Here is a 20,805-nt window from a genome sequence, read left to right as displayed (position 1 = left end):
GGGCCACTGGACGGTGCGGGGCATCGTCGCCGACCTCGGCCCTGCGCTGGTCACCCTCGGCGCTTCCGGCACGCGATCTGGCGCACAACCAAAGACGACGCCGAAAAACCGCGACTCGCACGCCAGGGCGGCGGCCGAACACGGACATAGATGCTCGGTTCAAGCTCCGCACCAAAGTGGGGCACGCCCTTTGGATTCGCGAGCGAGGTTCGCCAGAACTGTGCGGCAGTGCCCCGCGACGCACTGTAGGTGCTCGAAGAGATACGAGATGTATTAGGCGTTGCATCAGATATCACATCTATTGACTTATCCCTCAAACATCCATGATCGTTCTCTCATGAATCCCCCTCCAGAAGGGGCGTCTCGCGCGAGTCAGACGTCCCGAAAGTTTCGTGCTCTCCGGCGCCGCGGCCTGATCTTCGTGGCACCTACTGCCCTGATAGGGGGATTGCTGGTCGCTGCTCCTGCGGCGGCGCAGCCCGAGCCCGAGTCCGAGGTGATCGTCCTCACCGCCGATGAGCAGACGCAGATCGCGCGTCCCACACTGGACGCGATCAAGGCCGACGCGACGCAGCGCGGTGTGCCCCTGGAGGCTGCCTTAGACGAATATCTCTCTGGTGCCCGCATGAGCCTTACCAGCGAACTCGAACCCGACGGGCCCGCGGATACGCCGGAGGTGAATGTCGACGACTTGACGGCGGGTGAGCTGGAAGACCTGCGGCTCATCGCCACGCAGGACGGGATCAGCTTCGAGGAGGCCGTCGCAGCCCACGGCTGGCAGGGTGCGTTCAACGACGTCGCGGACGAGATCGAGGCGAGCTACGGGACCGAGTTCTCTGGTGCGGCCCGCAGCCAGGATGGCAAGAGCGCATGGTTCGCGTTCAAAGGCGAAGTCCCCGAGGGGGCCGTCGCGCTGGCCAGAAAACTGCCGGTGGAAGTGAAACTGCAGGGCGGACGCGGATTCACGGAGGCCGACCTGGAACAGGCGAGCCTGACGGCGCGCGATCAGGTAGCGGCCAAGCCCGAGGTTGCCGGCGTGGCCACCTGGTACGACATCGAAACCGCGACCATCGGCGTCGGGGTGCAGCTGCAGCCATCGATCGCGAGAGACGCTTCCGCCATCGAGCAGGTCACCCCTCCGCGGCCACAGATCCCGGGTGTCGGCCTGGCGGTATCGCTCATGGACGAGGTGACCGCCCCTGAGGACAAATACATTCGCGGTGGCGGGTTGTATTCGGGGTGCACCGCCGGTTTCAACCTGAAGTACAAATCCAGTAACACCAAGCGCCAAGGCACCGCCGGCCACTGCGCACGCGGGAGCGGTGGCGCGAACCAGGTGTACAGCAATCACAGCCAAGCAGGCGGCAGCACCACCATCAAACGAGTTTGGAAACACGAAGGCCGATACGGAGACCTGGCCTACTACACGACCGGTGGCAAGACCCCGACTCGCACGTTCTACCACAACTGGAACAAGACCCGGTATGCAACCGAACGAGGTGGCCGCCCACGACGGGGCACACGGATCTGTCATTTCGGAAAGACGAGCGGCGGGAGCTGCGCCAGCGTCGCCAACAGCGTCGTCAACGTCGGCGACGTAGAGGGAATGGTGCAGATGGACCGGAACGTCAGCGAGCCAGGCGACTCCGGAGGGCCGTGGTTCTATGGCGGCACTGCCTACGGCGTGCATTACGGCAAGGTCGGCGGCAAGTCGACATTCACTCCGACGCTGCGCTTCGACTCGGCTCGCGACTACCAGGTGTGGATCAAATAGCCGATCCTCCGCCGCCTTCCAGGAGTTGCCCGCGCGCATCTCGATGATCAGTTCGGTCGATTGATCATGTGATTTGTTTCCTATGAGTCATCTGTGCAGGGGAACGGTGGTGGTGCGCGGCGCCCGAAGCGCGCCACCACCGCTTACACCTGCTGCGGCTACATTCCATCTTCCGCAAGGTATCCGTGGCCGCGACCGCTCCGGCGGGACGACCCAGAGCCTCAATGGCAGCGGCCTCGGCAACTCGGCCACCCTCAACTCCGCACTGTAGGCGGGCACGCCCATCGGCGGCATCAGACCGCTCTCCTCCTGGCACACCGACATCAGAGGCGCGATGGGCGACGTCGCGACATGCTGCCCGTCGAGCAGGTGCCTGTCATCGACGTGGCGGCGCAGGCGCTCGGCAATGTCCTCGACCGTGGGATTGATATCAGGGAAATCCCGGACGGGTGTTCTGCCCGCCCGGCAGACGACACGAAAGGTCACCTGTGCCGCTCCAGGGATTCGAACCCTGAACCTCCGCCTCCTGAAGACGGCGCCTCTGCCAGTTGGGCCAGAGCGGCTGGGCCCCGGGCTTGGCTGGCGTGGGCCGGCCCGGGGCGGGGGCCGGGTCCGGCCGGGGGGCGCCAATCCCGCCGGTCAGGCCGTGGCCCGCGACCCTCTTCTTTCAGGGCCGCTGTCCGAGTGGCAGGATTCGAACCTGCGGTGCTCCTGCTCCCAAGGCAGGCGGGCTGACCAAACTGCCCCACACTCGGTCGTCAACAAATAAGCCGCCCCGGTGCACTCCGAGACGGCTTTCCGATAATCGGCTCGGTTATCCGGAAAGCCCTTGCCACAGTCGGGGGTAGCTCACTTCGCTGCCTTTCTTTCGTGCGGCTGGACAATGTCCACGGTAAAGGAATGATCGGCGGCGGTGCCACACATTTATTTCTGCGCGCGCGATTCCGGGGTGTCCACGCGGAAGTGGGGCAGGGACTCGGGGTAGTTGTCCCTGACGTGGTTGACCAGGAACTCGCGTACGTCGCACTTGAGGTCCCACGAGGACGGCGAGTCCGCGGCGCTCATCAGGGCGCGCAGTTCCACCAGGCCGTTCGGCAGCACGTCGGTGACCTGGAGCGTCCAGTCCTTCTGGTCCCACAGCGGGTTGCCCTGCAGGAACTCGTACAGCGCCTCCCGGAGTTTGGGGACCGGCACCGACCAGTCCACGCGCAGGAACACGACGGCGAGGACGCGGCTGCCGTGCCGGGTCCAGTTCTCGAACGGGTTCTGGGTGAAGTACGACACCGGCAGGACCAGGCGGCGCTCGTCCCACAGGCGCACGACGACGTAGGTGAGCGTCAGCTCCTCGATCCTGCCCCATTCGTTCTCCACGACGACCACGTCGTCGAGCCGGAGCGCGTCGCTGAAGGCCAGCTGGAGGCCGGCGAGGGCGTTGCCGATGGTGGGCTGGGCGGCGATGCCGACGATGGCGCCGGCGATGCCCGCCGAGGCCAGGATGCCCGCGCCAAGCGCGCGGACCTGCGGGAACGAGAAGAGCATCGCGCCGATCGCGATCACGATGATGACCGCGGCGGCGATGCGGCGGACCAGCCCGATCTGCGTCATGATCCGCCGCGCCCGGCGGTTGCGCTCCCCTTCGACCAGCACCAGCCGGTCGAGCACCACGTCCGTCAGCGCGTACGTGGCCTGCACGATCAGCCAGGTGACGGCGGCGATGGTGGCCAGGCCGAGCACCCGGTTGACGGTCGCCGCGACGGCCTTCGCGTCCGCGCTCGTTCCGAACATGTCCGGCGCGAATGCCAGGTTGAAGGCCGCCACGACCGCCACGGTGAAGGCGGACCACGTGCAGTGCTCCACCAGGTGCCGGGGGAACGCCCATTTGCGTCCGGCCCTGTTCAGCACCCTCCGGACCAGCTCAACCAGGAGGATCGAGCCGATCACCGAGATTACGAGAATCGGCCAGCCTGCTGGAGACTGCACGCCTATGCCCCCAATGTCTAGAAAGTCTCGTCAAAGGTCACATTGCCCTCAACTGCCACTTGATACGCAGAGACACGCCGTTCGAAGAAGTTGGCCAGCTCCTGCACGTCCTGCAGCTCCATGAACGCGAAGGGGTTGGCCGAGCCGTACCTCGTGGGCAGGCCCAGTCTGGCCAGCCGCTGGTCGGCGACGTATTCCAGGTATTGGCGCATCTGTGCGACCCCCATGCCGGGCATGCCGTCCCCGCAGAGGTCCTCGGCGAAGGCCAGCTCGGCGGCCACGGCCTCCTCCACCATGAGGGTAACCTGTTTCCCCAGGTCATCGTCGAAAAGGTCGGGCTCCTCGGCCCGCACGGTCTCCACCACGCTGAAGGCGAACTCCATGTGCATGGACTCGTCGCGGAAGACCCAGTTCGTCCCGGTGGCCAGGCCGCCGAGCAGGCCCCGGGAGCGGAACCAGTAGACGTACGCGAAGGCCCCGTAGAAGAACAGGCCCTCGATGCAGGCGGCGAAGCAGATGAGGTTGAGCAGGAAGCGCCGGCGGTCGTCCCGCGTCTCCAGGCGCTGCAGCTCGTTGATCGAGTCGATCCACTTGAAGCAGAATTCCGCCTTGTCGCGGATCGAGGGGATGTGGTCGATCGCGGCGAAGGCCTTCACCCTTTCGGCGGGATCCGGCAGGTACGTGTCCAGCAGCGTCAGATAGAACTGGACGTGCACGGCCTCCTCGAACAGCTGCCTGCTGAGATAAAGGCGCGCCTCAGGGGCGTTGACGTGCTGGTAGAGGTTGAGCACGAGGTTGTTGGCCACGATGGAGTCGCCGGTGGCGAAGAACGCGACCAGCCGGTTGATCAGGTGCCGCTCCTGCGGCGTCATCCTGGCCAGGTCGGCGAGGTCGGTGTGAAGGTCCACCTCCTCGACGGTCCACGTGTTGCGGATGGCCGCGCGGTAGCGCTCGTAGAAGTCCGGGTAGCGCATGGGCCGCAGCGTGAGGTCCATGCCTGGGTCGAGCAGCACAACAGTCTCCTTACTGGCAGGCTTCGCAGGTCTCGGGGTTCTCCAGGGAGCAGGCGATCGCCTCTGCGGCGGCCTCTGCGGGGGCCGCCTGGACGGTGGTCTGGGCGATGCGGGTGGCGGGCCGGGAGCGCAGGTAGTACGTGGTCTTCAGGCCCCGCTTCCAGGCGTAGGCGTACATCGACGAGAGCTTGCCGATGGTCGGGCTGGCCATGAAGAGGTTCAGGGACTGGGACTGGTCGATGTACGGCTGGCGCGCGGCGGCCAGGTCGATCAGCGCCTTCTGCGGCAGCTCCCAGGCGGTGCGGTAGAGCACCTTGAGGTCGTCGGGGATGCCGGGGACCGTCTGGACCGAGCCGTCGGCCCGCTTGATGTCGTCCCGCAGCTGCTGCGTCCACAGCCCGCGCGCCTGCAGATCGGCCACCAGATACCGGTTGACCTGCAGGAACTCGCCCGACAGCGTCTCGCGCTTGAACACGTTGGACACCTGCGGCTCGATGCACTCGTAGCAGCCGGCGATGGAGGCGATCGTGGCGGTGGGCGCGATGGCGATCATGAGCGAGTTGCGCAGGCCGGTGCGGGCGACCTTCTCCCGCACGGCGTCCCAGCGCCGCGTGCTCGTGACGTAGTGGTCAGGGTGGAGCACTCCCCCGGCCGCCCGCGTCTCCGCGTACGACGGGTGGCGGCCGCGCTCGGCCGCCAGGTCGGCCGAGGTGTCGTACGCGGCCAGCGCGATCTCCTCGGCGATCCTGGTGGACAGCTCCAGCGCCTCGGGCGAGTCGAACGGCAGCCGCAGCGTGAAGAACACGTCGGCCAGGCCCATGACGCCGAGCCCGATGGGCCGCCAGCGCTTGTTCGCCGCCTCGGCCTCGGGCGTCGGGTAGAAGCCCAGGTCGATGGTCCGGTCCAGGAAGCGCACGGCCGTTCGCACGGTGCCGCGCAGCCGGTCCCAGTCCAGGTCACCGGCCAGGTCACCGGTCAGGAGGTGGGCGGCCAGGTTGATCGAGCCGAGGTTGCAGACCGCGGTCTCGGCGTCGCTGGTGACCTCCAGGATCTCGGTGCACAGGTTCGACAGGTGGATGACGTTCCCGGGGCGGCCGGTCTGGTTGGAGGTGCGGTTGGCGGCGTCCTTGAAGGTCATCCAGCCGTTCCCGGTCTGGGCGAGCGTGCGCATCATCCGGCCGTACAGGGTCCTGGCCGGGATCTGCCGGACATGTCGCCCGGCGGCCTCGTACGCGCGGTACGCCCGCGTGAACGCGTCACCGTACAGGTCGGTGAGGTCGGGCACCTCCTTCGGGTCGAACAGCGACCAGACCTCGTCCGCCTCCACCCGGCGCATGAACTCGTCGGGCACCCAGTTCGCCAGGTTCAGGTTGTGGGTGCGGCGGGCGTCCTCGCCGGTGTTGTCGCGCAGCTCCAGGAACTCCTCGATGTCGGCGTGCCAGGTCTCCAGGTAGACGCAGGCCGCGCCCTTGCGCCGCCCGCCCTGGTTGACGGCCGCGACGGACGAGTCGAGCGTGCGCAGCCACGGGACGATGCCGTTGGAGTGGCCGTTGGTGCCCCGGATCAGGGAGCCGCGCGAGCGCACCCGGGTCCAGGCGATGCCGATGCCTCCGGCGTACTTCGACAGCCGCGCCACCTGCCCGTACCGGTCGTAGATCGCCTCCAGCTCGTCGCGCGGCGAGTCGAGCAGGAAGCACGACGACAGCTGCGGGCGGCGCGCGCCCGAGTTGAACAGCGTGGGCGAGCTGGGCAGGTACGACAGCGTGGACATGAGCGCGTAGAGCTCGGCGGCCTCCGCCACCGACTCCGACAGCCCGCAGGCCACGCGGAGGAAGAAGTGCTGCGGGCGCTCCAGCACCGCCCGCGTCTCGGGGTGGCGCAGCAGGTAACGGTCATAGACGGTGCGCAACCCGAAATACTCGAACCGGTCGTCCGCCTCCACGGAGACCAGCGCGTCCAGCTCGGCGGCGTGCGCGGCGACGAACTCCGCCAGCCCGTCCTGGATCAGCCCGGCCGCGTGGGTGGCGGCGATGGACTCGGAGAACGTCCGCACCCCGTGCGCGGCGGCCTCGTCGGCGATCTCCTCGGCCAGGAGCCGGGCGGCGACCCGGGAGTTGGCCGGGTCGGTGATGACCCGGGCGGCGGCCTCCTCGATGGCCAGGCGGCGATCGACCTCGATGATCTGCGTCACGTGCTCTCTCCTCGCGAGCTCGTCCCCCGTGAGGGCGCGCGAGAGCACGGCGGCACGGATCATCCCCCGGCCGTTTCGCTCCCCGGCCCTCCCGCGAGGCCATGGTCACTTCGTGCCGGGCGGGCGGCCCGGGCACGCCGCTGGCAGGTCTTCGGGCTCGCGGGCGCGCGCATCGCTCCTACTGGCCGTCGCTTCCCAGATCACTCCAGTGCACCTGACGGCGGTCGTTCCCGCTCACCGCTGCGGGGCAGCCCCGGAATCACACCGGGTTCCCTTTTGCTCCGCCTCCGGAGAGGCGAACCAGCGACGAGCAGGATCCTACATCTAGTGGCCGTTCCCGCAACTACCCCAGCATGTTGTGGCCTTGGTGGTGCCGAGCAGACCGAGATCCCGCAGGACGGCGCGGGTGCGCTCGACCTCGGAGCCCAGCCACTGCTTGAAGTCGGCGCCGCTGAGCGGGATCGAGATCCAGCCCGCGGACCGGCAGGCCGCCTCCCAGTCGGCCGTGCCGGTCACGTCCTCGCACATGCGGATGGCCGATTCGCGGCTCTCGTCCGTCATGCGCTCGGGCCCGAAGGCCGCCGCCCAGTCCACGAAGTCGACCCGTACGCCGGACTCCAGCAGCGTCGGCGCGTCGAGGCCGGGCACCTGCCTGGCCGAGGACACCGCGAGCGCCTTGACCTGGCCGGCCTTGATGCTCGCGCGCCAGTCGGCCAGCGGGCCCGCGGCCGCCGCGGCCTTGCCGGACAGCAGCGCGGTGACGGCCTCCTGGCTGCTGGGGTAGCCGGTGTAGTCGAGCTGGCGGGTGTCGGCGCCGAGCCCTCTGGCGATCAGGCCGAACAGCAGGTGGTCGGGCTCCCCCTGGGGCCCGCCCGCCAGCTGCGTCTGGCCCGGAGTGGCGAGCAGGTGGGCGCCGAACGCCTCGAAGTCCCCGAACGGCGACTGGACGGGCACGACCACGACCTCGACCTCGCCGGTGAGCCTGGACAGGGGGGTCGCGGTGTCGAGGAGGGTCTGGCCGTTGTTCAGCTCGGCGGCGGCCAGCGCGGGCAGCCCGCTCACCATGATCCTGATGCCCGCGCCGGCCTCGTATCCGGCCGCCCGGGCCGCGCCGGCGAACGCCTGCCCGACGCGCTCCCAGCGGCGCCCCTGAGGGCTGATCGAGTATCGGGCGCGCAAGCCCGCCGCGCTCCCGGCGAAGCGCTCCGTCCCGCAGCCGGCCGCGCACGCGGCCAGGCCCAGCCCCCATGCGAAGAACCGCCGACGGCGCATGTGCCTCTCCCCCGAGCATCGCGAGTCATCGCTCACTCTAAGTTATCGACACAATACGCAGAGATACACATATCTCTCATAGTGGCTTTTTGCCGACCCCGGCCATCAGGGACGACGGCAGCGACCAGTCCCCCACCAGCTTGGGCCGGTCGGGACGCCAGTCGACGGCCTGCACGAGGCCCGGCGGCTCCAGCGGGAAGTCGCCGAAGAAGGCGCGGATCTCGGCGGGCGTGCGGTCGGTGCCGCCGCTCGGATCGTCCGAGGAGGCGCCCCGGTAGCGCTGCCCGTCCTCCAGGCGGCCCATCGAGGTGGCGTGGGTGATCACCAGGTAGCTGCCCGGCGCCAGCCGCTCGCGCAGGGCCGCCAGGGCCTGCTGCGGCCGCGCCGAATCCGGCAGGAAGTGCAGGATCGACACGAGCAGCACCCCGACCGGCCGGCGCAGGTCCAGGAACCCGCCCGCCCCCGCCAGCACCGCGTCGGGATCCAGGAGGTCCGCCTCGACGAGCGCGGCCCTGCCCGAGTGTCCGAGCAGGGCCGTGGCGTGTGCTGCGACGACCGGATCGCGATCGACGTAGACGACCCGGGCCTCGGGTGCCACCTCGTGCGCGCTGCCCTGGGTCGGCAGCCCGCTGCCGAGGTCGAGGAACTGCCGCACCCCGGCGGCGGCCACGTAGCGCACGGCACGCTGCAGGAAGGCCCGGTTTGCGCGGGCCAGCGGGACCGCCTCCGGGATCAGCTCGGCGAGCTGCTCGATGGCCTGGCGGTCGACCGCGAAGTTGTCCTTCCCGCCGAGCATGTAATCGTACATGCGTGCGAGATTGGGCCTCTCAGCGTCGAACTGCCGCACGTATCGAATTTATGTCGTCCGCAGCAAGATAACGAGGTTTGAGGCCAAATTAGCCTGTTTATTCAACCGTGACGCTCTTGGCGAGATTGCGAGGCTTGTCCACATCCCGGCCGAGCGCCACCGCGGCATAGTACGCGAGCAGCTGAAGCGGGATCGTGAGCAGGATCGGGTCCAGCTCGATCTCGTTCTTGGGGATCACGATCACGTCGTCGGCCAGCTTGACGTCGGGCTCGCGGTGACCGACCATGAGCACCTGCCCGCCGCGCGCGCGGATCTCGCCCAGCGTGGTGAGGTTCTTGTCGAGCAGCTCGTCGTCGGGGACGATGGCGACCGTCGGCATGTCGGGGCCGATCAGCGCGAGCGGCCCGTGCTTGAGCTCGCTGGCCGGGTACGCCTCGGCGTGCACGTACGAGATCTCCTTGAGCTTCTGCGCGCCTTCCCTGGCCACCGGGTAGCCGCGCACGCGGCCCACGAACATCATGCTCGGGTGCTTGGCGTACTTCTGCGCCAGCTCGGCGATCTTGTCGCTCTGGGTGAGGATCTCCTCGATCTGCCCCGGCAGCCTGCGCAGGCCGTCGACGATGCGCCGCCCGTCGGCGGGCGACAGGTCGCGCACCCGGCCCAGGTGCAGCGCGAGCAGCGCGAACGCCAGCGACGTCGAGGTGAACGCCTTGGTCGAGGCCACCGAGACCTCGGGACCCGCGTGCAGGTAGATGCCGCCGTCCACCTCGCGGGCGATGGCGCTGCCGACCGCGTTGACGATGCCGATGACGCGGCCGCCCTTGCGCTTGAGCTCCTGCACGGCGGCGAGCGTGTCGTACGTCTCGCCCGACTGGCTGATGGCGACGTAGAGCGTGTCGGGGTCGACGACCGGGTTGCGGTAGCGGAACTCGCTGGCGGGCTCGGCGTCGGACGGGATGCGGGCCAGCTCCTCGATGAGCTGCGCCCCGATCTGCCCCGAGTAGTACGCGGACCCGCAGCCGATGATCTTCACCCGGCGGAAGCCCCGCGTCTCGCGGGCGTCCATGTTGAGCCCGCCCAGGTGGGCCACGTGGAAGCGCTCGTCGAGCCGGCCGCTCATCGTACGGGTGATCGTCTCGGGCTGCTCGGAGATCTCCTTGAGCAGGTAGTGCTCGTAGCCGCCGGTGTCGTAGTGGCCGGCGTCCCAGTCGACGGTCAGCGGCTCCTTGGCGGTCTCGCGGGCGTCGCTGGCGAAGGTGTGGAAGCCGTCGGCCTTGAGCACGGCCAGCTCGCCGTCCTCCAGGTGCACGACCTGGCGCGTGTAGCGGACGAGCGCGGCCACGTCGGACGCGGCGAACATCTCCTTCTCGCCGATGCCCAGCACGATCGGGCTGCCGTTGCGCGCCACGACCACCTCGCCGGGGCGTTCGCGGTCGATGACCGCGATGCCGTACGTGCCGACGATGCTCTTGAGCGTCTTCCTGACCGCCTCCTCCAGGGAGTCGTTCTCGTCGGCGGCGCGCGCGATCAGGTGCGCGAGCACCTCGGTGTCCGTCTCGGAGGCGAACACCACGCCGTCGGCCTCCAGCTTCGCGCGCAGCTCGCCGGCGTTCTCGATGATGCCGTTGTGCACGACCGCGATGCGCTCGTCGGAGGAAAGGTGGGGATGGGCGTTCTCGTCACTCGGCACGCCGTGCGTGGCCCAGCGGGTGTGCCCGATGCCCAGGGTGCCCTTGAACCTGGCCGGCACGACCTTGGCCAGGTCCGCCACGCGGCCCTTGACCTTGCGTAGCTTGAGCCCCCGGTTGGACACCACGACCCCGGCCGAGTCGTACCCCCGGTACTCCAGACGCTGCAGGCCCTCCAGCAGGATGGGCGCCGCGTCCCGTGGGCCGACATAGGCCACGATTCCGCACATCGAGGTCTCCTCTTCATCCGTAGACGATCCTGCGCAGCTGCCGCAGGGACAGCTCCGGTGCCGCGACCCGCCGACCGCGTAATTCGGCGGCGATCCTGGGGAAGATCTCGTCGTTGGTGTGGCCGACCGTTTTCAGCTCGGCGTGCCGGCGGCGGACGTACTCCTCGACGGACTCGGAGAAGTACGACAGCACGTCGGCGATCACCTTCGCCGCCTCACCCGGGCCCAGCGGGCTCGTCTCGGTGAGGTGGACGATGAGGTCTTCGTAGGGATGTCGTGCCGGGGACACAGACGAGGACACTACGCATCTGGAACGAGACACTTCAACATCCTGCCCGAAATCGGGCAGGAATTAACTCGAACGCCTGTCTAGAGCAGGCTGCCGCGACCCCACCCCTTGCCGAAGCGCCACCAGGCGAAGGCTCCGGCGACGAGACCGAGCCCGACGAGGACGGCCGCGGGACGGACCGTGCCCGCGACGTCACCCCTGACGGCGGCCTTGAGCATGGTGGTCGCCCAATATCCGGGCGAGATCGGCGCGATGGCCTGCGCCCAGGCGGGCATCATCGCGTACGGCACCAGCGCACCGCCCAGCGCGCTGACCGACAGCGCAGCGATGTTGCAGAGCGTGCTCAGCTCCCCCTGGCTGCGCACCACCCCGGCCAGGGCCGTGCCGACGCCGAGCAGCGCGAAGCACCACGCCGCCACGGCCAGGCCCAGGGCCGGCGGCCACGCCGTCCCGGCCGGCCGCAGCCCTACCGCGATCATCCCGTACGCGAGCAGCACGACCTGCTGGAGGACCAGCACGGCGAACACCGGCAGGGCCTTGCCGATCATGATCTCCGGGACGCGGGCCCTGGTGGCCTTGAGGCGGTCCCAGGTGTGCCAGGTGCGTTCGGCGAGGCTGGCCGTGGCCACGTCGGCCATCGACAGCACCGAGAACATGACCAGCAGTCCCGTCACGACCTGGGCGGGCTCGCGCAGCATCGACTTGAAGACGAGCATCAGGACCATGGGCATGACCAGGTAGCTGACCAGGTGAGCCGGGTCGCGCCGGCGCAGGAGCACGTTGTGCGCGGTCAGGACGGCGATGCGGTGCAACGTCTCACGCGGCATCCGCGGGCTCCTTGCGAAGATCCTTGTAGAGGTCGTCGAGCGACGGCTGGCGGATGTCGATGCCGCGCACCGGGCGGTCGAGGTCGCGCAGCAGGTCGGCCAGGGTGGCGGTGGGGTCGGTGGTCGCGACCGTGATCTCGTCGTCGTCCAGGGTGACGCGGACCTCGCCCGGCAGCCCTTTGAGCAGCTCGGCGCCCGTGCCCCTGGCGATCACCCGCCCGCTCCGCGCGACGGCGATCGTGGCCTTCAGCTCGGTGAGCTCGGGGAGGTAGTGCGTGCAGTAGACGACCGCCGCGCCGCCGTCCGCCCTGCGGCGCACCGCCGCCAGGAGGGCGCCGCGGGTCTCGGGGTCGGCGCCCGCCGTGGGCTCGTCGAGCAGGAGCACGTCCGGGTCCGGCAGGAGGGCGGTGGCCGCCTGCGCGCGGCGCTGCTGGCCGCCGGAGAGCACGCTCACCCGCCGGTCGAGCACCCCGGTCAGCGCCAGCTCCTCCGCCACGGCTTCGACGGCCCCGGCCAGGGCGCGCCGCCGCAGCCCGGCCAGCCCGCCGAACAGCCGCAACGTCTCCCGTACGGTGACGCCGGGGTAGAGGGCGAGCTGCTGGGGCGCCATCCCCACCTCGCCCCGCACCGCGACACGCCCGGCGTCCGGGCGTGCCAATCCCGCGGCGATCTCGAAGAACGTCGTCTTGCCCGCGCCGTTGTGGCCGACCAGCCCGACGATCTCGCCCGGCTCCACCCGCAGGTCGAAGCCGTCCAGCGCGGCGACGTCGCCGTACCGCTTGACCAGCCCGGCCGCCTCCACCAGCCCGCTCGTGCGCGCCATCAGCCCATGCCCCTTCCTAGTCTACGATGTAGACTGCTCTACACTGTAGACTGACGCGGTGCGGAAGCTCAAGACCTCCCGGCAGCCGGAAATCCTCGACGCGGCCCTCGCCATCGCCGACGAGCGCGGCCTCGAAGCCCTGTCCATGCGGGCCGTCGCCGAGCGGGTCGGGGTAACACCCATGGCCTTGTACGGATATTTCCGGAACAAGGATGAGCTGCTCGACGGCCTCGTCGGCCGCCTGCTCGACCGGCTCGCGCCCGGCGATCCCGGGCAGACCTGGCAGGAGCGCCTGGGCGCGGTCGCCTGGGCCACCCGGCGACTGGCCCGCGAGCACCCGTCGGTCTTCCCGCTCCTGCTGCTGCGCACCTCGGCGACGCCCGACGGGGTCCAGGTGGTCGACCAGCTCTACCAGGCGCTGCTCGACGCGGGCGTGCCGGAGGCCGACGTCCCCCGGATCGAGCGGCTGGTGAGCACGTTCGTGATGGGGTTCGCGCTCTCCGAGGTGAGCGGGCGCTTCTCCGATGCCTCCCGGGAGATCAGGCTCAGCCGCGGTGCCGACGCGCCCGCCCACCGCCGATTGGCCGGGCATCTGACGCCCGATGACTGGGATGCCGAGTTCGCAGCCGATCTGGCGGATCTCATGCGTATCATCCGACCCGTCTGACCCATCCCTTTCTGGGAAAGGTTACGGTGAGTAGTCGTATCGTGACCTTCCTGGGGGAGATGTCATGCGCCTCTGGCTCGCCGCCGCCCTGACCGCCGGCACGTTCACCGCGCCCGCGGACATGCCCGCATCCGGCTCCTCTGCCCCAGGTCACCCGCCCGGCCTCTTCTCTTGGGGCACGCCCGGACGCCGGACCGGCGCCCTCCCTCCCGCGAACCCTTCCGGGCGGCAGGCCGAGTTCGCCGCGGCCGCCCGGGAGTTCGGGGTGCCCGAGAGCGTGCTGCTCGGCGTCTCGTACCTGGAGTCCCGCTGGGACGCGAACGGCGGGTCGCCGAGCACGGCGGGCGGCTACGGGCCGATGCACCTGGTGGACGCGTTCCCCGCCGACACGCTCAGCCCCTTGAGCGCCGCCGCCCCATCGACCGGGGGTGGGCACGCGTGGCCGATCGGTGACGCGCTGGGCGACGCCCGGGGGGATGACGCCCGCCCGCTGCCCCGTACGTTCGCCGAAGCCCCTCCCGCCTCGGCGCCGAGCGCGGCGCTGCCGCCCGCCACTCTGCCCGAGGCCGGGCGCCTCATCGGCGCGGACCTCGCCCGGCTGCGCACCGATCCGGCCGCCAACATCAGGGGCGGCGCCGCTCTCCTGGCCTCGTACCAGGACCGCCCGAGCGGCAACCCGGCCGACTGGTACGCGGCCGTCGCCCGCTACTCGGGCGCGGAGGACGCGGCCGCGGCACGTGAGTTCGCCGACGAGGTGTTCTCGGTGATGCGGGAGGGGGCGCGGCGGCGTACCGACGACGGCCACCTGGTACGCCTCGTACCCGTGCCCAACCTCCCCCACCCCGTCGCCGCCACCGCCAAGGACCCCGCAACCGCCAAGGACTCAGCCGCCGCGCCGCCCGTGGTCAACGAGCAGACCGGCAACGACCCACCGCCCCCGTACGACGACCAGTACGACACCTTCTTCGGGGAGGAAGCCGGGACGGACGATCAGACCGACCCGGACGGGAACTGGACAGAGCCCGGAAATGTGGAGAAGACCGGAAGCGGCGGGCAGGTGGAGTGCCCCAGCTCGCTCTCCTGCGAATGGATACCCGCCGCCTACGAGCGCTTCGGCAGGAAGAAGAACCGGGACTACGGCAACCACGACCGCCTGAGCCGGTCCCGTTCCGTCGACTACATCGTCATTCACGACACGGAGGGCTCCTACCAGGGCATCCCGTCCTTGATCCGCAACCCGAGGTACGTGAGCTGGCACTACACGATCCGCTCCCGTGACGGACATGTCGCCCAGCACGTGGCGACCAACGACATCGCCTGGCACGCGGGCAACTGGGACGTCAACACCCGTTCGATAGGGATCGAGCACGAGGGCTACCTGGCCAAGGGCACCTGGTACACGGAGGCGATGTACCGTTCGTCGGCCAAACTGGTCAGATACCTGGCCGGCAAGTACCGCATCCCGCTCAACCGGGCCCACATCCTCGGCCACGACAACGTCCCAGGCACCACCCCGAAGATGGTCGCGGGCATGCACGAGGATCCCGGACCGTACTGGGACTGGTCCCACTACTTCGACCTGCTGGGCAAGCCGCTCAAGGGGGTGCAGAGCGGTAACTCCATCATGATCCGGCCCTCGTACGACACCAATCGGCCCCGCTTCACCGGCTGCGTCGCCGTCAAGCCGGACAAGGCGTGCCCGGAGCACGGCGCCGCCACGGTCTGGCTGCACCAGGAGCCGCGCGAGTCGTCCCCCCTGGTCAACGACCAGGGCAAACATCCGGGCAAGCCCAGCACGTACAGCGTGTACGACCACAGCGCCCGTGCCTCCACCGGCCAGCGCTTCGCGGTGGCGGACCGGCAGGACGACTGGACGGCCATCTGGTACCTCGGCCAGAAGGCCTGGTTCCACAACCCGCCCTCCGACCCCACCGCCGTCCCCGCCAGGGGCCCGCTGGTGACTCCTCTCAGGCCGAGGACCAGGGTGTACGGCCGCGCGTTCCCCGAGCAGTCCGCCTACAAGCTGGCGTCGTACCAGCCGCTGGCCCCGCTCCAGTACAAGATCGGCCCCGGCCAGACGTACACGGTGGGCGACACGATCACCGGCTCCTACTACGCCGCGGGCGCCTTCAGCCCGGCCAAACACGTCACCACGACCGGACAGACCCGCTACTACCAGATCCAGCTCGGTCACCGGGTGATGTTCGTCATGGCCAAGGACGTGCGCCTGATCCGCTGAATTTCGCCCCGCGGGCCACTCAGTGCGCACGGGCACTCCAGGAAGACGATATGGTTTTCCCGTAGCCCGGCGCACGTCGCCCGGGGTTAACGCGGAAGTGGCTCAGTGGTAGAGCATCACCTTGCCAAGGTGAGGGTCGCGGGTTCGAATCCCGTCTTCCGCTCGGAGCAAGACTCCAGGGTGGAGTGGCCGAGAGGCGAGGCAGCGGCCTGCAAAGCCGTCTACACGGGTTCAAATCCCGTCTCCACCTCGGCGACCGGCGGACCCCTCGGGATCCGCTAAAGTAAAGGCAGCACCACGCGGAAGTGGCTCAGTGGTAGAGCATCACCTTGCCAAGGTGAGGGTCGCGGGTTCGAATCCCGTCTTCCGCTCTGAGTTTCTAACTCAATATGGACGATTAGCTCAGCGGGAGAGCGCTTCCCTGACACGGAAGAGGTCACTGGTTCAATCCCAGTATCGTCCACCACAATGAGAAAACCCCCGGGTCGCGACCAGCGCCGGGGGTTTTCTCCTGCTCGGGCTTGAGCATGGTGCCGCGCTGACTTCGATCCTGCGAGTTGATCAAATCGCGCTGTTGGAGGCCGTCTGCCCGGGGCGGTTGGTGGTCGGTCATTGGGCCGAGCCTGGGCCACGTCCGCGCCGGCCCGGCTCAGCCGTCTGCTGCCCCTCACCCTGAAGATGCGCTCCCGTCATAGACTCCCGCGGACCACGTTCCGGGCTTGGCGCCCAGGTCGGCGGCCAATTCCAGGGCGACGTCGTACCTGACCAGTTCCTGAGCCACGTACCTGCCGTCGCAGGTTCCCTTCCGCTTGTCGACCACGGCGCAGCCGTCCAGTGACGCCTGTCCGATGAGTTCGGTGGGAGGGAAGACCCACACGCGGATGGACTGGCGCCCGGCCGACCATGTGGACGGGAGCGAACCCCCGTCGTAGGCGTGCCGAGCCATGCCGCCCCGGCACCGGCTGACCTGCCCCGCGCGGCTGCCCTCGACGGCCGTGACCACCCACGACTGCGGGTCCGCGCAGGTGACGACCACGGTGGTGGCATTTCTGGTCGGCTTGACCTTGATGTCCATTCCGGTCGCGGACATCGAGGTGAGCACAGCCCCGATCCTGGTCAGGCCATCGATACTGGCCGGCAGATCGGGCACGCGCGACGATGCCGCGGAATCCACGCTCGACGAGGTGACCGGAGCGGCAGGGGTCGTCGCCGTCCCGGGCAGCGTCCAGATCACCACGGTCGCGGCGGCCCCCGCCAGTGCCGCGCCCGCGCCCCGTCGGGCAAGCCTGCCGCGCCTGCCCCTCCGTACGATCTCGGCCACGTCCACGTCCCCTCCGGGTCCGTACGCCGTGCGCTCGGCGAACAGCTCGCGCAGGTCGTCTTCGGTATGGTTCATTGCTCCACCTCCATCAGCTCGATCGCCGGTTGCACCCGCAGCCGCGCCAGCGCCCGCCCCAGCTGCGTCTTGACCGTGCCCAGCGAGCAGCCGAGCACGTCGGCGCACTGCGGCAGGGTCAGGTCCTCGAAGTAGTGCAGGACGATGACCGCGCGCTGACGGTCCGACAACCCCCTGATCGCCGTCCAGAGCGCGTCCTTCTCGCCGAGCTCGCCGGCGAAGTCGCCGCGGGCGGTCGTGTCGGGAAGCGACTCCGTGGGCACTTCGCCGCGCCATCGTCTGCGCCACCAGGAGGCGTGCGTGTTGGTCAAGATGCGATAGACGTACGGGTCGGGATCGCCCTCGATGCGCCGCCACACCTGCCAGGCCCTGGCCAGCGTCGTCTGCACCAGGTCCTCGGCCGTGCCCCAGTCACCCGTGAGCGCATAGGCGGTACGGCGCAGCCGCCCCGACCGGGCTGCCACATACTCAGCGAATCCTTCCATCACCGATCACTACTCGCCGGGGAGCCCGAACCGGATGACAGCCGCCCCAGGGATTTCTCACCGTGCCTGCGCCATCGCCGTACGGTGGCGACATGCCAGGGGCCGTGACGGTGATTGCCACGTGGCGATGGCGAGGCATACCGGCGAAACTCACCGCCGCTCCCCGGGCACCGAGCTTGTCAGCCCGACGTGCTCGGCGCCAGGTTCGGCTGAGGGCGCCCTCGCCGCGATGAGTTCTGGCCTCGTCGCGGGTCTGTTCCGGTGACCGTCGTTGGGCGTCTTACGACGCTGCCCGGCACGAGACACCACGGAGGACCCCATGACGACCACGCCGAGTGACCCGACCAGCGCGCTGCCCGGCCGCCCACCCATCGTCGACCTGGCCACCTGGCAGGCCGCCCGGGACGAGCTTCTGGTCCGCGAGAAGGCCCACACCCGCGAGGGCGACGCCATCGCGGCGGCTCGCCGCCGGCTGCCGATGGTGGAGTTCGACGGGACGGTCGAGGTCGTCGGACCTGACGGCCCGGTCCCGTTCCTGGACCTGTTCCAGGGCCGCGACGAGCTCGTGGTCTACAAGCACATGTGGTATGACGGCGCGCCGCACCAGGGGCAGTGCGAGGGCTGCACCACCACGGCCTGGCACCTGAAGGACGCCGTCTACCTCAACGCCCGCGGCGTCTCGTTCGCCATCCTGACCACGGGCCGATGGGACGAGGTGGCCTCATACGTCGAGTTCATGGGCTACACCCAGCCCTGGTACTCGGTGCGCGGTGTGGAGGAGCCGGTCGGCGGCAGCATGGGGTACCTCACCTGCTTCCTGCGCGACGGCGACCGCGTGTTCCTCACCTACTCCACGACGGGCCGTGGCAACGAGCGGGTCAGCGGGTCCTTGGGCCTGCTCGACATGACGCCCTACGGCCGCGGCGAGGCGTGGGAGGACAACCCCGAGGGCCGGCCCGAGGGGCGCAGCCCGTCCTGGAGCTGGCGCTCGGACGCGGACGGGAACGCCGTCTGGGGCCCGACCAGCCGCCCCGTGCCACAGTGGACCCGCCCCGGCGCGACCCCCGTACAGACCCTCGGCCGGCACGACCACCACCACTGACAGGCCTTCGTCGCCGGCGTCGGCGTCAGGTGCCGGGCGGAACCTCCGGACGATGCGAGGCCCAGCCCGCGCGCTCGGTCGGTGGGGGTCGCCCGGAAGGTGAAGGACTCCTGCGGCGGCGCAGGAGTTTCACCTGTTCGCGGTAAGTCATACGTGGGAGCAGCCGTTGCCCGCCGGGGCCAGCGTGGCCAGATAACCTCGGAAAACCACGGTCATCTCCCCGCTCCGGAACACCTCCACAAGCGTGCGGTGACACCAGTCGCGCGCCTGCTCGGCGCTGTCGTCCCCGCGTGCGATGGCACTGTCGACGTTGACCTCTCCCAACACATAACGGAGGTAGTCGTCGAGTGACATCTGTATCGGGATCTCAATGTCGGCGTAATCGAGCAGGCGCAACCCCGTCCCCGCCAGACGCAACTCCTGTACGACCAGCGGCCGCCATCCGGATACTGATGGAAACCGCTGCTGGAACGACTTGAACCACGTCGCCAATGCGTCGCCTGTCCGCGAATACCGGCCTTGCGAGAAGTCGTACAGAAGAAAGGTTCCTTCTGGAGTCAGTACGCGGGCCACCTCGGCAAGGGCCGACGAAAGGTCGGTGTAGTTCAGCGAACCAGCGGCGGCGACCAGGTCGAACGACGCTGGGGCGAACGGCAGTCCCTCCGCTGCGCCGATGACGAATCGAGCGGACGGCGCGACGGATCGTCGGTGCACAAGCATCGCCGGGACCGGCTCCAAGCCGATCACATACTCGGCCAATGGTGCGAGCGCGGCAGTGGACACGCCGGCGCCGCATCCGATGTCCAGTGCTCGCCCGACCGGGCGCTTCAGGCGAGCCGACTTGAGAATCTGCTGATGCACCGGAGGCCGGTCGAAGGCATAGCTTGCCGCCAGCCGTTCGCTGTCATAGGCGCTACGGCCGCGGTCACCCGTGCCCCCGGACGTCGTCACCTCACGAGGACGCCGGGCGGTACTGCCAGACGAATTCCAGCCACGGCGGGGCCACCCCCGTGAAGTGCGCCCAGCTGCCCGGTTCCGCTTCGGGGTAGTTACCGCTGACCTCAGAAAGGAACGTCAGCGTGAAGCCTTCCCGGATCAGGCTGTTGACTATCCGGCTCAGCGTCTGCCTGTACTCCCTGGGTTCGCGGATGTGCCGACCGGCCTGCTCGCGGTCGTAGACCCAGGCCTGGTCGGGATAACTGGTCGCGGCCTCGTCCGTGTAGGAGTGCTTCAGCGTGTAGCCCTCCCCGTTCCACGAGTGGTGAGTGAGCCCGGAGAAGAATGGGTTCGCGCACATCAGGTAGTAACAGCCGCCTTCGGCGACGACTCTCGCGACCTCGCGGAAAACGATCCGGGAGTCCGGGACGAAGGTCAGCGAGTACGGATGCCAGACCAGATCGAACGAGGATTCGTCGAGGGCCGACAGGTCTCGCATGTCCCCCTGGATCGTACGGATGCCGACGCCGTAATGCTCGGCGGCCAAGCGGTCCCGCTCCAACTGCCCGGACGAGATGTCGAGAACCGTCACGTCGGCTCCGAGCAGAGCGAAAGCCGCAGACTGCTGCCCGCCTCCTCCCGCCAGGCAGAGCACCTTCCGGCCCGCCAGGTCGCCGTCGACGCCCAGCCTCTCCAGGCCCAGATAGACCTGGGCCTTCTCCGCGTCCAGGTCGAGCATAGGACGGGTGAACAACGCGTCCGCCTCCACAAGGGCTTCCCAGCGATCCACGTTGTAGTGGTAGACCTCGTCCTGCACGGCAGGCAGCCTATCTGTCGTCCAACGGCCGGGACGAACCATTTTCGGCCGGGCCTTGCTTGTCCGCCGTCCTGCTCCTTCAGTCCACCTTTCTGGTAGGTCTTCGGGCCGTCACCGGGCGGACGGGTTGACCTTCACGTATGGGTCAACCCCTACCGTCGTCGGCATGGACACACCTTCGAAAAGCACGACATTCTCCCGCACCGGACTGGAGATCCGGCTTGCCGCACGCCCGGAGGGCCTGCCCGATCCCGGCGACTTCGAGATC

General features: G+C 69.1%; 17 protein-coding genes, 6 tRNA genes and 1 riboswitch. Of the genes, 8 read left to right on the top strand and 15 right to left on the bottom strand.

The features are described 5' to 3' along the window. The first annotated feature begins 448 nt into the window (after positions 1–448). Entirely contained in the window at positions 449–1,774 is a 1,326-nt protein-coding gene (locus ACIHFD_RS58250; protein WP_397374264.1) for a hypothetical protein, read from the top strand. A 489-nt stretch (positions 1,775–2,263) separates the two neighbouring features. On the opposite strand, the gene ACIHFD_RS58245 is transcribed toward ACIHFD_RS58250, so the two are convergent. The 11 genes from ACIHFD_RS58245 to ACIHFD_RS58195 all read right to left on the bottom strand — a co-directional run bounded on the left by ACIHFD_RS58245 (position 2,264) and on the right by ACIHFD_RS58195 (position 12,895). Further along, positions 2,264–2,337 (bottom strand) — tRNA-Leu (locus ACIHFD_RS58245). Positions 2,338–2,453: 116 nt separating this feature from the next. After that, positions 2,454–2,529 (bottom strand) — tRNA-Pro (locus ACIHFD_RS58240). A 169-nt stretch (positions 2,530–2,698) separates the two neighbouring features. Next, the gene (locus ACIHFD_RS58235; RefSeq protein ID WP_397374263.1) at positions 2,699–3,715 is read right to left on the bottom strand and encodes a mechanosensitive ion channel family protein; all 1,017 of its coding nucleotides are present in this window, start codon (positions 3,713–3,715) and stop codon (positions 2,699–2,701) included. 56 nt (positions 3,716–3,771) lie between these two features. Next, complete coding sequence (locus tag ACIHFD_RS58230) at positions 3,772–4,767, bottom strand: ribonucleotide-diphosphate reductase subunit beta (RefSeq protein WP_355195115.1); 996 nt, start codon at positions 4,765–4,767, stop codon at positions 3,772–3,774. A gap of 10 nt (positions 4,768–4,777) precedes the next feature. Beyond that, a complete protein-coding gene (locus tag ACIHFD_RS58225) occupies positions 4,778–6,958 on the bottom strand; it encodes a ribonucleoside-diphosphate reductase subunit alpha (protein WP_397374262.1) in 2,181 nt (726 codons plus the stop codon). A gap of 124 nt (positions 6,959–7,082) precedes the next feature. Then, positions 7,083–7,278: riboswitch (cobalamin riboswitch) on the bottom strand. A gap of 4 nt (positions 7,279–7,282) precedes the next feature. Continuing rightward, entirely contained in the window at positions 7,283–8,230 is a 948-nt protein-coding gene (locus ACIHFD_RS58220) for a tripartite tricarboxylate transporter substrate-binding protein (protein ID WP_397374261.1), read from the bottom strand. A 76-nt stretch (positions 8,231–8,306) separates the two neighbouring features. Next, entirely contained in the window at positions 8,307–9,077 is a 771-nt protein-coding gene (locus ACIHFD_RS58215) for an SAM-dependent methyltransferase (RefSeq protein ID WP_397374260.1), read from the bottom strand. Positions 9,078–9,135: 58 nt separating this feature from the next. Beyond that, a complete protein-coding gene (gene glmS, locus ACIHFD_RS58210) occupies positions 9,136–10,956 on the bottom strand; it encodes a glutamine--fructose-6-phosphate transaminase (isomerizing) (RefSeq protein ID WP_350722052.1) in 1,821 nt (606 codons plus the stop codon). Between the two features lie 13 nt (positions 10,957–10,969). Next, positions 10,970–11,245, bottom strand: coding sequence for a hypothetical protein (locus tag ACIHFD_RS58205; protein WP_394491059.1), 276 nt, complete (start codon positions 11,243–11,245; stop codon positions 10,970–10,972). A gap of 80 nt (positions 11,246–11,325) precedes the next feature. Next, positions 11,326–12,072 carry an ABC transporter permease gene (locus ACIHFD_RS58200; protein ID WP_397374259.1) on the bottom strand — a complete coding sequence of 249 codons (747 nt, stop codon included), beginning with the start codon at positions 12,070–12,072 and terminating at the stop codon, positions 11,326–11,328. Then, entirely contained in the window at positions 12,062–12,895 is an 834-nt protein-coding gene (locus ACIHFD_RS58195; protein WP_397374258.1) for an ATP-binding cassette domain-containing protein, read from the bottom strand. The genes ACIHFD_RS58200 and ACIHFD_RS58195 overlap by 11 nt, the downstream gene beginning before the upstream one ends. A 58-nt stretch (positions 12,896–12,953) precedes the next feature. Here ACIHFD_RS58195 and ACIHFD_RS58190 point away from each other — a divergent pair, with 58 nt between their 5' ends. The 6 genes from ACIHFD_RS58190 to ACIHFD_RS58165 all read left to right on the top strand — a co-directional run bounded on the left by ACIHFD_RS58190 (position 12,954) and on the right by ACIHFD_RS58165 (position 16,267). After that, positions 12,954–13,562, top strand: coding sequence for a TetR/AcrR family transcriptional regulator (locus ACIHFD_RS58190; RefSeq protein WP_350722060.1), 609 nt, complete (start codon positions 12,954–12,956; stop codon positions 13,560–13,562). 64 nt (positions 13,563–13,626) lie between these two features. Next, entirely contained in the window at positions 13,627–15,801 is a 2,175-nt protein-coding gene (locus tag ACIHFD_RS58185; protein WP_397374257.1) for an N-acetylmuramoyl-L-alanine amidase, read from the top strand. Between the two features lie 91 nt (positions 15,802–15,892). Beyond that, positions 15,893–15,964, top strand: a tRNA-Gly gene (locus ACIHFD_RS58180). 16 nt (positions 15,965–15,980) lie between these two features. Then, positions 15,981–16,051: transfer RNA gene (locus tag ACIHFD_RS58175), tRNA-Cys, on the top strand. 49 nt (positions 16,052–16,100) lie between these two features. Beyond that, positions 16,101–16,172, top strand: a tRNA-Gly gene (locus tag ACIHFD_RS58170). Between the two features lie 20 nt (positions 16,173–16,192). Continuing rightward, positions 16,193–16,267 (top strand) — tRNA-Val (locus tag ACIHFD_RS58165). 201 nt (positions 16,268–16,468) lie between these two features. On the opposite strand, the gene ACIHFD_RS58160 is transcribed toward ACIHFD_RS58165, so the two are convergent. Further along, positions 16,469–17,197 carry a hypothetical protein gene (locus tag ACIHFD_RS58160; protein WP_397374256.1) on the bottom strand — a complete coding sequence of 243 codons (729 nt, stop codon included), beginning with the start codon at positions 17,195–17,197 and terminating at the stop codon, positions 16,469–16,471. Next, a complete protein-coding gene (locus ACIHFD_RS58155; RefSeq protein ID WP_397374255.1) occupies positions 17,194–17,682 on the bottom strand; it encodes a SigE family RNA polymerase sigma factor in 489 nt (162 codons plus the stop codon). The genes ACIHFD_RS58160 and ACIHFD_RS58155 overlap by 4 nt, the downstream gene beginning before the upstream one ends. Positions 17,683–18,001: 319 nt before the next feature. Here ACIHFD_RS58155 and ACIHFD_RS58150 point away from each other — a divergent pair, with 319 nt between their 5' ends. After that, a complete protein-coding gene (locus ACIHFD_RS58150) occupies positions 18,002–18,784 on the top strand; it encodes a DUF899 domain-containing protein (RefSeq protein ID WP_397374254.1) in 783 nt (260 codons plus the stop codon). 147 nt (positions 18,785–18,931) lie between these two features. Here ACIHFD_RS58150 and ACIHFD_RS58145 read toward each other — a convergent pair whose 3' ends face one another. Together ACIHFD_RS58145 and ACIHFD_RS58140 are read right to left on the bottom strand one after the other, a co-directional pair. Beyond that, positions 18,932–19,735 (bottom strand): class I SAM-dependent methyltransferase, encoded by an 804-nt coding sequence (locus ACIHFD_RS58145; RefSeq protein WP_397374253.1) that lies wholly within the window; start codon positions 19,733–19,735, stop codon positions 18,932–18,934. A gap of 1 nt (position 19,736) precedes the next feature. Next, positions 19,737–20,537, bottom strand: a complete 801-nt coding sequence (locus ACIHFD_RS58140) for a class I SAM-dependent methyltransferase (RefSeq protein WP_397374252.1) — start codon at positions 20,535–20,537, stop codon at positions 19,737–19,739. Positions 20,538–20,805: the final 268 nt, after the last annotated feature.

It is taken from the genome of Nonomuraea sp. NPDC051941 (genome assembly GCF_044593615.1).
Note: the sequence above shows the minus strand (reverse complement) of the source record. Positions and strands in the feature narration are given on the sequence as shown.